This is a genomic window from Pseudomonas cyclaminis, assembly GCF_015163715.1.
GTDB classification, from domain to species: domain Bacteria; phylum Pseudomonadota; class Gammaproteobacteria; order Pseudomonadales; family Pseudomonadaceae; genus Aquipseudomonas; species Aquipseudomonas cyclaminis.
In genome coordinates this window covers 1-13,502 of sequence record NZ_JADDUM010000155.1, presented here as the reverse complement: position 1 = coordinate 13,502, position 13,502 = coordinate 1, and the positions used below count along the sequence as shown (strand labels likewise).

The window sequence follows — 13,502 nt, the reverse complement described above, 5'->3', positions numbered from 1 at the left end:
TTTTTATGGCTGGAGTTTGATCGACGCCAGCACCTGCTTCTGCCCCATGGAACATGGCACCCCTTCCGGCTGCGCACGTACAGCCTCAATCACGCCCAGCAACTGCGCTTTGCTGTGGGCCAGTTGCGCCTGCATCACCTCGATCTGCGCCACCTTGCTCTCCAAGGCCGCGATGAGCTCGTCGCGCTTGTGCTCCCCCGGCGCAGGCATCAACGCCTTGAGTTCCTGCAAGGTAAAGCCGGCCTGTTGCGCGCTCTGGATCAATTGCAGGGTTTGCAACGCGTCTTGCGAATAGCGCCGATAGCCATTGGCCTGGCGCCCGACCTGACTGATCAAGCCTTCGCTCTCGTAAAAACGGATACGCGACGCCGCCAGGCCGCTCTGTTTTGCCAGCTCACCAATATTCATCGCATCGCCTGCTTGACATTAAAGTTAACTTTAAGCTTAGCCTGAGGCCTTCCCCGCTCCGGAGTCAACTCATGTCACCTTTTGAAGCCTTGCAACTGCCCAACGGCCAAGTCATCGCCAACCGCATCGCCAAGGCGGCGATGGAAGAAAACATGGCCGATATCAACCAGGCGCCTTCCCGCGAATTGAAGCAGTTGTACAAGGCCTGGGCAGACGGCGAACCCGGCCTGCTGTTGACCGGCAATGTGATGATCGACCGCCATGCCATGACCGGCCCCGGCGGCGTGGCCCTGGAAAACGAGCAACACCTGGACAGCTTTCGCGAATGGGCCGATGTCGCCCGCAACAAGGGCGTGCATTTCTGGGTACAGCTCAGCCATCCGGGGCGCCAGACCATGGCCAACCTCGGCCAGCAGGCATTGGCACCGTCTGCCATCGCCCTGGACCTGGGCAGCTTTTCCAAGATGTTCGCCAAGCCCAAGGCCATGTCCGAGGACGATATCCAGGACGTGATCAAACGTTTCGCCACCAGCGCGCGCCTGGCCGAGAAAGCCGGATTCACTGGGGTGCAGATCCACGGTGCCCACGGCTACCTGCTCAGCCAGTTTCTCTCGCCGTTGAGCAACCACCGCACTGACCGCTGGGGCGGCTCGCTGGAAAACCGTGCACGCCTGCTGCTGGAAGTGATTCGCGCCGTGCGCGCCAGCGTCAGCCCGTCGTTTTGCGTGGCGGTCAAACTCAATTCGGCGGATTTCCAGCGTGGCGGCTTCGACGAAACCGATGCGCGGGCAGTGGTGGAAATGCTCAACCCATTGCCCATCGATCTGCTGGAACTGTCCGGCGGCAGCTACGAAGCGCCCGCCATGCAAGGCGAAGCGCGGGACGGTCGCACGCTGGCCCGTGAAGCGTACTTCCTTGAATTTGCCGCCCAAATGGCCAGCGTCGCCAGCATGCCCGTGATGGTCACCGGGGGCATTCGCCGCCTGCCCATCGTGCAGCAAGTGCTGGACAGCGGCATTGCCATGGCCGGTATCGCCACCGCCCTGACCCTGGAACCGCAACTGATCAAACACTGGCGCGAAGGTCGCGACCTCAACCCGCAACTCAAGCCGATCGACTGGAAGCGCAAGCCCCTGGCCTCGCTCGCCACGCTCGCCGTGGTGCGCAACCAGATGCGCCGCCTCAGCCGTGGTCGGCTGCCCAACCCCAAGGTGATGCCCTGGTTGGCACTGGCGTGTGACCAATGGTTTATCGCCCGCCGCACACGGCAATACCGCGCTGCCATGACGCAATCTTCACATTAAAGAAGGAGCATTCGCCGTGATTGAACTGTCCCCTACTGATCAGCAGCTTTTAACCTCACTGACGATTGGAGTGCTTCATGGCGAAAATCAACCTGGCCCAGCAACTGGCGACCACCCTTGAACAGGCGGGCATCAAGCGCATCTGGGGCCTGACCGGCGACAGTCTCAACGGTCTCACCGATGCGCTGCGCACCATGGACAGCATCGAGTGGATGCACGTGCGCCACGAAGAAGTCGCCGCGTTTGCCGCCGGTGCCGAGGCCGCCGCCACCGGCGAGTTGGCGGTGTGCGCCGGCAGTTGCGGGCCGGGTAATCTGCACTTGATCAATGGTCTGTTCGACTGCCAACGCAACCATGTGCCGGTGCTGGCGATTGCCGCACAGATTCCGTCCTCGGAAATCGGCCTGAACTACTTCCAGGAAACCCATCCCCAGGAACTGTTCAAGGAATGCAGCCACTTCATCGAACTGGTCACCAACCCCGCGCAGATGCCCCAGGTGCTGCACCGCGCCATGCGCTCGGCGATCCTCAATCGCGGCGTGGCGGTGGTGGTGATTCCGGGGGATGTGTCGCTGCTGGAAGTCGAGGACACCCTCAAGCCGTGGCCGACCCTGCACGCGCCACGCACCTTGCCGGCAGAGGCCGATCTGCTGCAATTGAGCGAGATCCTCTCGCGCAGTGAAAAGGTCACGCTGCTGTGTGGCAGCGGGTGTGCGGGCGCCCATGCGCAAGTGGTGGCCCTGGCGGACATGCTGGGCGCGCCGGTGGTGCACGCCCTGCGCGGCAAGGAACATGTGGAATGGGATAACCCGTTTGATGTGGGCATGACCGGCCTGATCGGCTTCAGCTCCGGTTACCACGCCATGCTCGACTGCGACACGCTGATTATGCTTGGCACCGACTTCCCGTATCGCCAGTTCTACCCCACCGACGCAAAAATCATCCAGGTCGACCGCAATCCGCAGGCGCTGGGGCGTCGCGCTACCTTGGACCTGGGTATCGCCGCGGATGTCAGCGAAACCATCGATGCCCTGCTGCCGCGCTTGACCCGCAAGACGGATCGCAGCTTCCTTGAAACCTCGTTGAAGCATTACGTAAAAGCCCGCCAGGGGCTGGACGACCTTGCGCAACCGTCCAAGGCCAATCGACCGATCCATCCGCAATACGTTGCGCGACTGCTCAGTGAGTTGGCCGACGATGACGCGATCTTCACCGCCGATGTCGGCTCACCCGCGGTCTGGGCGGCGCGCTACCTGAAAATGAACGGCAAGCGTCGCCTGATCGGCTCGTTCAACCATGGTTCCATGGCCAACGCGATGCCCCAGGCGATTGGCGCGCAGGCAGCATTTGCCGATCGGCAAGTGATTTCCATGTCCGGCGACGGTGGTTTCGCCATGCTGATGGGGGATTTCATCTCGCTGGCGCAGCTGAAGTTGCCGGTCAAAGTCATCGTATTTGATAACTCGTCACTGGGATTTGTCGCCATGGAGATGAAAGCGGCGGGTTATCTGGACGCGGGCACCGAGCTGAAGAATCCGGATTTCGCGGCGATGTCCAACGCCATGGGAATCCTCGGCATTCGCGTGGAGCAATCCGAAGACCTGGAACCCGCCCTGCGCCGCGCCCTGGCCCACGATGGCCCGGTGCTGGTGGATGTGGTGACGGCGACCCAGGAACTGGTGATGCCGCCGAGCATCAAGCTGGAACAGGCCAAGGGGTTCAGCCTGTATATGCTCAAGGCGGTGATGAGTGGCCGTGGCGATGAGGTGATCGAATTGGCGCGGACGAACTGGCTGCGCTGATCCAAAAAGGTGGGAGGAGCCCCCTCCCACCTTTGATCTGATGACCCGTTCAAGCGTGCTGTTTTTCCACCCAGTGGCCGTAAGCATCAATGAAGGCCTGCAAAAACGGCTTGGTCTTTTCCGACACCTTACCCGACTCGTCAAACACACTGCCCGCCCCACCCAGATAGGCCTCTGGCTGCTGCATGCACCACACATCCAGGAACACCAGGGACTGGCGCAGATGATGATTGGCGCCAAAGCCGCCAATGGCGCCCGGCGACACGCTGATGATCGCGCCGGGCTTGCCGCTCCACGCGCTCTGCCCATAAGGGCGTGAACCGACGTCAATCGCGTTCTTCAACGGGGCTGGCACCGAGCGGTTGTATTCCGGGGTCACGAACAGCACCGCGTCGGATGAACTCACCTGTTTGCGGAAAGTACTGTAGGCTGCCGGCGGTGAATCAGCGTCGATGTCTTCGTTGTAGAGCGGCAGATCGCCGATTTCGACAATGTTCAACTTCAGATTGGCCGGAGCCAGTTCGGCCAATGCCAACGCGACCTTGCGGTTGATCGACTGTTTTCTCAAGCTGCCAACCAGGACGGCAATCGTGTAGACCTTGCTCATTGAGGTTTTCCCCGATGTCTGACTAATGGAGCTTGTAGTTATAGAGACTTCACGACGGGTTCACCAGAAGGTTTTGAGAATCCTCCAGACGTTTGCCTCGCATGCCGCAGCGTAGGAAACGTCTTAAAATCTCAATGAATAGTATTTTTTTTGCGTAGGCAAACTACCTCTCTTTATGGCGGTCTACAGAACCGCAAATCGAGTGTTTATCTCCAGAGGTTCTAAACAGATGGCAGCAGTACTTGTCGGACAGTTCCATGCCAGAGACGCGGAAGGCCGCGTGTATTCCGTGCATGAGTTCCAGGAATCCAACCCGGCGCAAGGCGACCTGGCTGGCTCGACGCCCACCACTACCTACAAGCTGGCCATTGGCGACCGTGTAGAAAAACTGGAAGGCGATGAGTTCAAACTGATCCAGTCGGGCATCATTATTGTCCGCGAATCGCAAACCACCCTCGCGTCATAAGATCTCGCCTTGATGACCTGCTCAGTCCTGGCCATTGATGGCATCGACTGGGCCGGGGTGATCAAGGGCTGCGGATTTCCGTGACTTCAATACCCTGCTCGCTCTGCTTGAGCGTCACCAGCAAGTGCCCCCGCTCCCCTTCAACGGCGTACATCGTGCGCGTGTAGCCCGACGTGTTGTAGGCGGGATATGCCTCCACCTGCCTGACCAAAGTAACCCCCAACACGGCCCCCACCTGCTCGCCCACCTGTTCCTGGGCACGGATAAACGTTTCGAGCGCGAGGCTTTGCGGTGTGTCGTCGTCGTGATTGCTGAAGAGATAAGCCGCCGCGCACCCCACGGTCACCAGGACCAGGAGTTGCTTGGCCGTTACCCCGAAGAACATCGAGGGAATAGGCATTTGAGACCAGACCTGTTTTTGTTGTAAGTGCCGGTATCCGGCTTTGGTCGTTGATGATCAGACAAGCCATTCTAGTGAGGTCGTGATTGAACGCCAGTGGCATAGGCGACCTGCACCGTCTTTTTTACGCACGGCCACTTGCACCATTGAAACCCCACCGCACTGCACATAGACTCCGGCCATGCGTTTACGTCATCTCGAAGTGATTCAGGCCATCTTGCAGACCGGACACCTCGGCACGGCCGCCGAATGGTTGCAGCTCCCCGTGGGCGATGTGGAGGCGTCGCTCAAGGAGGCCGAGCAGCAACTGGGTTTTATGCTGTTTGCCAGCGTACGCGGGCGCTTGCAGGCAACGCGGGAAACCCTGGCGTTGCAGGCAGAAATCGCCCATGTGTACGAAGCGTTGGAGCCGGTGCAACGGCTGGCCAGCCGCCTGAAACACCATCACGCCCCACCCCTGCGTGCGCTCTGCACCCCGCCCCTGGCCAATCAACTGTTGCCGCACAGCATCGCGGTGCTGCGCCGACGTTTCCAGGACACCCCCTGCAACCTGTCGAGCCAGCCCACACGAGAAATCGTCAGGAGCCTGTTGCTGCACGAGGCCGACGTCGGCCTGAGCCTGCATGACCCGGAACACCCGCAGATCCTCAGCACTGTGCTCGCCCAGGGCAAACTGCAGTTACTTGCGCCCCACGGCTGGCTCAAGCCCAAGCAAAAGTACATTGCGCTGCAGGACCTGGCCGGGCAGTCGATGATCGGGCTGGAGGGGCAAGACCCGCTGAGCCGCCTGCTGGACGCCAAGCTGCAAGCCCTTCGGCCACTGCCGGTGGTGCAAACCCGCGTGCAGACCTACCAGATGATGCGCAGCATGGTGGAAGCGGGAGAAGGCCTGGCGATTGTCGACCCGTTCACCGCGTTCGGCGCACGGGAAGCCGGGCTGGATGCATGCCCGGTGTCGCCGCCGATGATGGTCAACCTGTACGCGCTGACACTCAAGGACGGCGTGACCTCTCCTGCCTTGAATGCACTGCTGGAGATTGTCACGCAGAAGGCTGAAAGCCTGCTGTTGGGTTAAGTCTTGTCGACTTCGGACTTGAACAACCGATACCAGAAAATCGCCACTTCGCGCGTTTGCGGGTCGATGCCGCGATAACGCAGGTGGTCGATCCCGCCCATCACATAACCGCAGCGCTCATACAGGCGACAGGCGCCGAGGTTATTGTTTTGGGTTTCGAGCATCATGCCCGGCAGGTTTTTCTTGCGGCTCCAGAACTGCGCCACATCCAGCAACGCCTTGGCCACACCGTGCCGCCGCGCCGGCAAGACCACCGCCAGCTCATCCACATGGGCAAAACCATTCCAGTTGGTACTGACCACGATATGCCCCACCGCTCGATCGTCCAGGTAGGCCATGAAGATCGCACTGTCTGGCGCATCGCGAAAACTGGCGAACTCCTCAGGATCAATCCCATAACACTTGCGGTACGGCAAGATGCGCTCCAGCGGCCATTGATCGACGCGCTTGCCCATCTCCGGCACGCTATAGGCGCTGACCTCGAAACTGAAGTCATTGCCCCACACGTAGGCATCAAAGCCTTCGTCGGCGACTCGCACACTGAGCCCTGGATACTTCGGGTTCATTACAGCTTGCATAAACATCCTTAACCCTTGATGCAATCGACGGTGTAACAACGACCACTGCCGTCATCTTCGTGTTGTAACCCGTGAACATCGGCAACAAAACCGGGGAAACTGCTATCGAACGTCCGGGCAAATGCCAGGTAGTCGATGATCGAGCGGGTTGACTCGGTAAAGCGCTCGCCGGGCATGATCAACGGAATGCCAGGCGGATATGGCACCAGCATCACGGCTGCGACGCGTCCTGGCAAGGCATCAATCGACACGGCCTCCACTTCTCCTCTTACCAATTGGTCGTAGGCGTCCGCCGGTTTCATCGCGATGTCCGGTAATACGGTGTACATGCGCTTGAGGTGTTTGGCGGTGGCATTGCTGCGGTAACAGCTGTGCAGTTGGTCGCACAGGTCGCGCAACCCCAGGCTTTGATAACGCGCCGGGCCTTGGGCAAACACTGACGGCAGACAACTGGCGAGGCTGATATTCGCGTCATAACTGCGCTTGAACTCCAGCAACTCGGTGAGCAACGTGCTCCATTTGCCTTTGGTGATGCCCATGGAAAACAGCACGAGGAAGGAATACAACCCAGTCTTTTCCACCACCAGCCCGCGTTCCCAGAGGAACTTACTGACCACCGCGGCGGGAATCCCGCAGTCGCTCAACGCACCGCCTGCATTGAGGCCGGGCATCACCAGCGTCACTTTGATCGGGTCCAGCAACACATAGTCTTCGGCCACATCACCGAACCCATGCCACTCATCCTGCGGCTGCAACAGCCAATCCGCCGTGGCGACGCGGTCGATGCCGGCCACCGACGGCGGCTGCCAGATGGAGAACCACCAGTCCTCGGCGGCAATATGCTGGCGCAGATTGGCCAGGGCGCGGCGAAAGCTCAGGGCTTCGTCGAACATTTCCTGGAGCAACGAACGCCCGGCCGGACCTTCCATCATCGCCGACGCCACGTCCAGCGAGGCGATGATGCTGTACTGCGGCGAGGTGGAGATGTGCATCATGAACGCTTCGTTGAAACGGTCGCGGTCCAGCTGCCGCGCACCGCCGTCCTGGACATGGATCATCGAGGCCTGGCTGAAGGCCGCCAGCAGTTTGTGGGTGGAATGGGTGGTGAACACCAGCGGGCTGTCCGGGGTACGCGAGGTGCCCATGCCATAGCGCCCGGCGAAAAACTCATGGAACGCTGCATAGGCATACCAGGCTTCGTCAAAGTGCAGCACCTCGACGCTGTTGCCCAACTGCTGCTTGATCAGCTCGGCGTTGTAACACAGGCCGTCATAGGTGGAGTTGGTGACCACGGCCAGTTTCACTTTCGCGGGCCGCCCACGGGTCAGGGGGCTGGCGTCGATCTTGGCGCGGATCGATGCGGGGCTGAACTCACTCAGGGGGATCGGGCCGATAATGCCCAGCTCGTTACGCTCCGGACATAGGTAAAGCGGGATCGCGCCGGTCATGATGATTGAGTGCAGCACCGATTTGTGGCAGTTGCGGTCCACCAGCACCAGGTCATCGCGGCCGACCATGGAATGCCAAACGATCTTGTTGGCGGTGGACGTGCCATTGATCACAAAGAACGTGTGGTCGGCGCCGAAGTTGCGCGCAGCACGGGCCTCGGCTTCGGCCAGCGGGCCGGTGTGGTCCAGCAGCGAGCCCAGTTCGGGCACTGAAACCGACAAATCCGAACGCAGGGTGTTTTCCCCGAAAAACTGATGAAACGCCTGCCCCACCGGGCTTTTGCGATACGCCACGCCGCCACCATGGCCGGGGGTGTGCCAGGAATAATTGGAGTCGGCAGTGTGCTGTACCAAGGCCTTGAAAAATGGCGGCAACAGGCCATCCAGGTAAGTGCGTGCGGCGCGGGCCACTTGCCGGGCCAGGAACGGCACGGTGTCTTCGAACAGATACAGGATGCCGCGCAGTTGATTGAGCTCGCTCATGGCATCGGCCGGGGCGTTTTCCAGGGTGACTTGCTCGCCCAGGGCAAAGATCGGCAGGTTGGGTGCCCGCACCCGCGCCAGGCGAATCAGCTCGACCATGTTTTGCAGCAAGTGGGTATTTTCGCCAGCGCCTTCGGCGGCGATCAACATGCAGGCAAGGCCGTGATGGGTAGACGCCACCAGCCGACCTTCGGCGTAGTCCACCGCGGAAAAGACACTGAAGCCCTCCTGTTCCAACTCCCGGGCAATGCCGCGGACCCGGTCGCCGGCAACGGTGTCGGCCTTGATGTCGCGGTGCACGATAAGAACAGGGAACTTCAGGTCTTTGTACATGAGGGCGTAGAGTCCCGAGGGCTATGCACTCAGGGTAGAAGCTAGGCAGCGATGATGCGAATGAAGATTTTGAAAGCTATGCAGATCAACTGTGGCGGGGGGCAAGCCCCCTCCGACAGTTGATGGCTATTGTTGTGTCAGCTGAGTCCACAACGCAGGAGCACCGGCCGACTTGGCAATCGCTTCCAGGCGTTGCGCATGCTCGACCATGTCCTGTTCGCTGGCGCGAAGAATAGTGGTCGGCTTGCGATCTGCCGGCAGGCGGCGGATTTCCGAAGGACGGTTGCCCGAGCCTTCTGCCGAGCCACTGCCATCGGACGCATTACCTGCCAACGAAAGGCTGGTCTGCCCGCCGGTCATGGTCAGGTAGACGTCGGCGAGAATCTCGGAGTCGAGCAGAGCGCCGTGGAGTTCACGGCCGGAGTTGTCGACACCATACCGTTTGCACAACGCATCGAGGCTGTTGCGCTGGCCGGGGTGACGTTCACGGGCCATCATCAAGGTGTCGAGGATCGAGCAGTGCTGGGAAATGTCTGCACGATCAGTCTGCCCCATCAGGGCAAATTCGTTATTGATGAAACCGACGTCGAACGCCGCGTTATGGATGATCAGTTGGGCGCCCTTGATGAATTCGAAGAACTCATCGGCCACTTCAGCGAAGCGTGGCTTGCCCTTGAGGAACTCGTCGGTGATACCGTGGACGCCGATGGCGCCTTCGTCACTGTCGCGGTCCGGTTGCAGGTAGACGTGGAAGTGACGCCCGGTGAGACGCCGACCCATGAGTTCGACACAGCCGATTTCAATGATCCGGTGGCCGTCAGTCACCGGCATGCCGGTGGTTTCGGTATCGAGTACAACAGATCGGATGGCCATCAGGGTTCAGCTCTCAACGGTGGTGTGCACTGTGGTGTGCGTCAAAGGGCGCGATGTTAGCACGTCAGCTCTGCTTGTAGCCTCGCACCTCGTCTACACCGCGGTTGGCGAGCTGGTCTGCCCGCTCGTTACCGGGGTGACCGATGTGCCCGCGAACCCACTTCCAAGTGATGTCATGGCGATTGCATTGCTCGTCGAGCAATTGCCACAGGTCGGCATTTTTTACCGGTTCCTTGGCGGCGGTCTTCCAGCCGCGCTTCTTCCAATTGACCATCCATTCGTTGATGCCCTTCATCACGTACTGCGAGTCGGTGACCAGCAGCACGTTGCAGCGGCGCTTGAGTTCTTCCAGGCCGCGAATCGCGCCCATCAGTTCCATGCGGTTGTTGGTGGTGTTGGCTTCGCCGCCCCACAGTTCCTTCTCGACGCCCTTGCACACGAGCAGTGCACCCCAACCGCCAGGGCCTGGGTTGCCCTTGCAGGCGCCATCGGTGAAGAGTTCTACGCTGTCAGTCATCAGTTACTCGGTCTTAAATCAAAAAGGGGTTTTACGTTTCACTTTGCTTGCGGTTGACCTTGGCCATCGGCATCGGCACCAGCTTGCCCATGGGCTGGCGCGCTACCTGGCGCACCGGCCGTAGCCCAACCACAATCTTGCGTGCCACTAATAGATAGAAGCCGCCGCCCGACAGTTGCCAGATACCCGCCCGGCGTTCCCAGCCGGCGAGGCGCGCCTGCCACCTGGTCGAGGCAAGCGGCGGACGATAGCACCCGAAGCGGCGTTTCTCCAGCGCGAAGCCCAGCAGGTTCAGCCAGTCCGCCACCCGCGACGGCGCGATGCAGCGCGCCTTGCGCAGGCCATCATGGGCGAATACATGGCGCAGCCCCCAACTGCTCCAAGGGTTGATGCCGACAATCAGCAAATGGCCACCAGGGCGCACGCTGCTCGCCGCCTCGCGCAGCAACCCGTGGGGCGACAGGCAGAAATCCAGGCCATGCTGCAACACCACCACATCGGCGGCATGCTCGCTCAACGGCCAGGCCTGTTCCTCGCAAACGATCTCGACGCCCGGCAATGGCGCGCCCAGGCGCACATTGCGTTGCACCTGCGGCGCAGGCGGCGGCGTCTGTGCGGAGGGACCGTAATGCACCAGATAGCCACCAAAGAAGCGGCCCAGCTCGTCTTCGAGCATGCGCCGTTCTTCATCCAGCAGAAATTGCCCAATGGGCCCGGACAGCCATTCACGGGCCGCTCCGATCAGGGCCAGCCACTCAGGATCGGCCTGGGCGAACGCTTTATCAGTCATTGCATTCTCCAACTCGCCTAGACGTTCTAAGATGCACCAATGTGTTCAGCTTGGCGAATCGAAGAATGATACAGATCAGTGCCCTGCCCGCCTTCACCGATAACTACATCTGGTTGTTACAGGACCCGGCTACCCACCGCTGCGCGGTGGTCGACCCCGGCGATGCCGCGCCGGTACTGGCCTGGCTCACGCAAAATCCCGAGTGGACCTTGAGCGACATCCTGATCACCCACCATCACCATGATCACGTGGGTGGCGTCGAACAACTCAAGCGCGTGACCAACGCCAAGGTCTACGGCCCGGCCAACGAACAGATCCCGGCGCGGGATATTGCCCTGCAGGACAATGACCGCATCAACGTGCTTGGCCGGGACTTCCACATCCATAGCGTGCCCGGCCACACCCTCGGCCATATCGCCTTTTATCACCAGGGCGTGCTGTTTTGTGGCGATACCTTGTTCGCCGCCGGCTGCGGCCGCCTCTTCGAAGGCACGCCGGAGCAGATGCACACCTCCCTCGAGCGCCTGGCCGCGCTGCCCGCCGACACGCTCGTGTACTGCACCCACGAATACACACAAAGTAACCTCAAGTTTGCCCAAGCGGTCGAACCCGACAACGCCGATATCGCCGAACGGGTGGAAAGCGTCCGCCAACTGCGGGCCCGAGGCGAGATAACACTGCCCTCCAACCTGGCCCTGGAAAAACGCACCAACCCTTTTCTGCGCACCTCTGAAACATCCGTTAAACAAAAAGCGGACGAACGGAATGGCCGCGACAACCGCTCTGGGGCCGAGGTGTTTGCTAGCTTGAGGGCGTGGAAAGATAAGTTCTAAGACGATGCAATCTGATACGTAATTTCTGAATGGTTGACCGGAACCAAAGCGCTTTCTAGAATCGCCCGACATTTTTGCCCGGAACTTACTTCCAGCCAATGTCGTCATCTATTCGTAAATCCAACCATTCAGACGCATTGACCCGCCTGGCTCAAGCTGTGGCGGTGGCTGTCTCCGCAACTCTGGCGGGCTGCCAATCGACAAATTACGCTGCACAAACCACCGTGCAACCCAAACCCAATCTTGCTGCCAAGATCAAGCAAAAACCTATCTGGCTCACAGAGAAGCCCAGCCCCGAAGTACCCCAGGACGTCTGGGAACGCATGCGCCGGGGCTTTCAATTGCAGGACAACGTTGGCGTCAACCCGCGCATCGAGCAACAGCGCCTGTGGTTCGCGAGCAACCCGTCCTTCCTGGAGAACGCCGGCGAACGCGGCAGTCTCTACATTCATTACATCGTCGAACGCCTTGAAGAACGCAACATGCCCCTGGAGCTGGCGCTACTGCCAGTGATCGAAAGTGCCTACAACCCGATGGCCTACTCACGCAGCGATGCGGTGGGCCTGTGGCAGTTCATCCCCTCCACCGGACGCTACTTCAACCTGCGTCAGACCCGCGCCTACGACGGCCGCCGCGACATCACCGCCTCCACCACCGCCGCCCTCGACTACCTGACACGCCTGCATGACATGTTCAACGGCGACTGGCTGCTGGCGCTGGCCGCCTACAATGCTGGCGAAGGCACCGTGAGCCGCGCCATCGAGCGCAACGAAAAGCTCGGCCTGCCAACCGACTACTGGAACCTGCCCCTGCCCCAGGAAACCAAGGACTACGTGCCCAAGTTCCTGGCGCTGTCCCAAGTGGTGCTGGCCCCCGAGGCCTACGGCGTCAACCTGAACCCGATTGCCAACACCCCGTACTTCGAAGTGGTTGAAGTCAAGCAGAGCATGGACCTGTCACGGGTCGCTGCGCTGGCTGAGATCGACGAAGACGAACTGTTCCAGCTCAACCCGGCCCTGAAACAACGCACCACCCTGGACGGCCCGCAACATCTGCTGGTACCGAGTTCCAAGGCGCAGTTGCTGACCAGCACCCTTTCGACGATGAAGCCGGAAGAATTGCTGGCCATGCGCCCGAAGAAACAGGTATTCGACGAAGTCGAGACCGCACGGGTGGCCGGACGCAGCCGCAGCTACAAGGTGCGCAGCGGCGACAACCTCACGCTGATCGCCAAGGCCAACAAGGTCGATGTGCATGACCTGCAGCGCTGGAACCAGCTTAACGGCCAGGCACTCAAGGTCGGTCAGACCTTGGTGATGCAGGACACCCGCCGCACGGTGGCCAGCAGCAAGAAGCCAGTGCAGTACAAGGTCAAGAAAGGCGACTCGCTGTACATCGTCGCCAAGCGATTCAACGTCGAGATGCAACATCTCAAGCGTTGGAACCCACGTACTGGCCAGGCATTGAAACCGGGCCAGATGCTGGTGGTTTCCGGGCCGCGCTGATAGACCAAATAGTGCAGGCGGGCTTGCTGTGGTGAGCGCTCGCGCTGGCTGCGCAGCAGCCCCACCTCAAACGCCAGCCC

The 13,502-nt window shown here is 60.5% G+C and carries 14 protein-coding genes; 6 read left to right on the top strand and 8 right to left on the bottom strand.

Annotated elements, in window-relative coordinates; translation table 11 throughout:
* Window positions 1-3: 3 nt before the first annotated feature.
* Entirely contained in the window at window positions 4-408 is a 405-nt protein-coding gene (locus IQK56_RS19300) for a MerR family transcriptional regulator (protein ID WP_193863410.1), read from the bottom strand.
* Between the two features lie 71 nt (window positions 409-479).
* Between IQK56_RS19300 and IQK56_RS19295 the strand changes: the two genes are divergently transcribed.
* Both IQK56_RS19295 and poxB read left to right on the top strand, forming a co-directional pair.
* Entirely contained in the window at window positions 480-1,712 is a 1,233-nt protein-coding gene (locus IQK56_RS19295; protein ID WP_193863412.1) for an NADH:flavin oxidoreductase/NADH oxidase family protein, read from the top strand.
* Between the two features lie 77 nt (window positions 1,713-1,789).
* Window positions 1,790-3,514 carry a ubiquinone-dependent pyruvate dehydrogenase gene (poxB, locus tag IQK56_RS19290; protein WP_193901790.1) on the top strand — a complete coding sequence of 575 codons (1,725 nt, stop codon included), beginning with the start codon at window positions 1,790-1,792 and terminating at the stop codon, window positions 3,512-3,514.
* Window positions 3,515-3,563: 49 nt separating this feature from the next.
* Here poxB and IQK56_RS19285 read toward each other — a convergent pair whose 3' ends face one another.
* Window positions 3,564-4,121 carry an NADPH-dependent FMN reductase gene (locus IQK56_RS19285; RefSeq protein WP_122310092.1) on the bottom strand — a complete coding sequence of 186 codons (558 nt, stop codon included), beginning with the start codon at window positions 4,119-4,121 and terminating at the stop codon, window positions 3,564-3,566.
* 229 nt (window positions 4,122-4,350) lie between these two features.
* On the opposite strand from IQK56_RS19285, the gene IQK56_RS19280 reads away from it, so the two are divergent.
* Window positions 4,351-4,587 carry a hypothetical protein gene (locus IQK56_RS19280; RefSeq protein ID WP_122310093.1) on the top strand — a complete coding sequence of 79 codons (237 nt, stop codon included), beginning with the start codon at window positions 4,351-4,353 and terminating at the stop codon, window positions 4,585-4,587.
* A gap of 61 nt (window positions 4,588-4,648) precedes the next feature.
* Here the strand turns inward: IQK56_RS19280 and IQK56_RS19275 are convergent, their stop codons facing one another.
* A complete protein-coding gene (locus IQK56_RS19275; RefSeq protein ID WP_193863414.1) occupies window positions 4,649-4,987 on the bottom strand; it encodes a hypothetical protein in 339 nt (112 codons plus the stop codon).
* A 181-nt stretch (window positions 4,988-5,168) separates the two neighbouring features.
* Here IQK56_RS19275 and IQK56_RS19270 point away from each other — a divergent pair, with 181 nt between their 5' ends.
* Entirely contained in the window at window positions 5,169-6,062 is an 894-nt protein-coding gene (locus IQK56_RS19270) for a LysR substrate-binding domain-containing protein (RefSeq protein WP_150675960.1), read from the top strand.
* On the opposite strand, the gene IQK56_RS19265 is transcribed toward IQK56_RS19270, so the two are convergent.
* The 5 genes from IQK56_RS19265 to IQK56_RS19245 form a co-directional block, all read right to left on the bottom strand.
* The gene (locus tag IQK56_RS19265) at window positions 6,059-6,640 is read right to left on the bottom strand and encodes a GNAT family N-acetyltransferase (RefSeq protein WP_099582784.1); all 582 of its coding nucleotides are present in this window, start codon (window positions 6,638-6,640) and stop codon (window positions 6,059-6,061) included. The two genes, IQK56_RS19270 and IQK56_RS19265, sit on opposite strands and share 4 nt — an antisense overlap.
* A gap of 8 nt (window positions 6,641-6,648) precedes the next feature.
* Window positions 6,649-8,904 carry an Orn/Lys/Arg family decarboxylase gene (locus tag IQK56_RS19260; RefSeq protein WP_122310096.1) on the bottom strand — a complete coding sequence of 752 codons (2,256 nt, stop codon included), beginning with the start codon at window positions 8,902-8,904 and terminating at the stop codon, window positions 6,649-6,651.
* 126 nt (window positions 8,905-9,030) lie between these two features.
* Window positions 9,031-9,771, bottom strand: coding sequence for a DNA polymerase III subunit epsilon (dnaQ, locus tag IQK56_RS19255; RefSeq protein ID WP_177411613.1), 741 nt, complete (start codon window positions 9,769-9,771; stop codon window positions 9,031-9,033).
* 70 nt (window positions 9,772-9,841) lie between these two features.
* Entirely contained in the window at window positions 9,842-10,294 is a 453-nt protein-coding gene (gene rnhA / locus IQK56_RS19250) for a ribonuclease HI (RefSeq protein WP_003173571.1), read from the bottom strand.
* Between the two features lie 31 nt (window positions 10,295-10,325).
* Window positions 10,326-11,084, bottom strand: coding sequence for a class I SAM-dependent methyltransferase (locus IQK56_RS19245; protein ID WP_122310098.1), 759 nt, complete (start codon window positions 11,082-11,084; stop codon window positions 10,326-10,328).
* 65 nt (window positions 11,085-11,149) lie between these two features.
* On the opposite strand from IQK56_RS19245, the gene gloB reads away from it, so the two are divergent.
* A complete protein-coding gene (gene gloB, locus IQK56_RS19240; protein WP_122310100.1) occupies window positions 11,150-11,917 on the top strand; it encodes a hydroxyacylglutathione hydrolase in 768 nt (255 codons plus the stop codon).
* Window positions 11,918-12,015: 98 nt separating this feature from the next.
* Window positions 12,016-13,422 carry a lytic transglycosylase domain-containing protein gene (locus tag IQK56_RS19235; RefSeq protein WP_122310102.1) on the top strand — a complete coding sequence of 469 codons (1,407 nt, stop codon included), beginning with the start codon at window positions 12,016-12,018 and terminating at the stop codon, window positions 13,420-13,422.
* The last annotated feature ends 80 nt before the right edge of the window (window positions 13,423-13,502 follow it).

Bases quoted from the DNA above. Each gene is read 5' to 3' on its own strand.
- IQK56_RS19300 (WP_193863410.1), bottom strand. From the start codon at position 408: ATGAATATTGGTGAGCTGGCAAAACAGAGCGGCCTGGCGGCGTCGCGT.
- IQK56_RS19295 (WP_193863412.1), top strand. From the start codon at position 480: ATGTCACCTTTTGAAGCCTTGCAACTGCCCAACGGCCAAGTCATCGCC.
- poxB (WP_193901790.1), top strand. From the start codon at position 1,790: ATGGCGAAAATCAACCTGGCCCAGCAACTGGCGACCACCCTTGAACAG.
- IQK56_RS19285 (WP_122310092.1), bottom strand. From the start codon at position 4,121: ATGAGCAAGGTCTACACGATTGCCGTCCTGGTTGGCAGCTTGAGAAAA.
- IQK56_RS19280 (WP_122310093.1), top strand. From the start codon at position 4,351: ATGGCAGCAGTACTTGTCGGACAGTTCCATGCCAGAGACGCGGAAGGC.
- IQK56_RS19275 (WP_193863414.1), bottom strand. From the start codon at position 4,987: ATGCCTATTCCCTCGATGTTCTTCGGGGTAACGGCCAAGCAACTCCTG.
- IQK56_RS19270 (WP_150675960.1), top strand. From the start codon at position 5,169: ATGCGTTTACGTCATCTCGAAGTGATTCAGGCCATCTTGCAGACCGGA.
- IQK56_RS19265 (WP_099582784.1), bottom strand. From the start codon at position 6,640: ATGCAAGCTGTAATGAACCCGAAGTATCCAGGGCTCAGTGTGCGAGTC.
- IQK56_RS19260 (WP_122310096.1), bottom strand. From the start codon at position 8,904: ATGTACAAAGACCTGAAGTTCCCTGTTCTTATCGTGCACCGCGACATC.
- rnhA (WP_003173571.1), bottom strand. From the start codon at position 10,294: ATGACTGACAGCGTAGAACTCTTCACCGATGGCGCCTGCAAGGGCAAC.
- IQK56_RS19245 (WP_122310098.1), bottom strand. From the start codon at position 11,084: ATGACTGATAAAGCGTTCGCCCAGGCCGATCCTGAGTGGCTGGCCCTG.
- gloB (WP_122310100.1), top strand. From the start codon at position 11,150: ATGATACAGATCAGTGCCCTGCCCGCCTTCACCGATAACTACATCTGG.
- IQK56_RS19235 (WP_122310102.1), top strand. From the start codon at position 12,016: ATGTCGTCATCTATTCGTAAATCCAACCATTCAGACGCATTGACCCGC.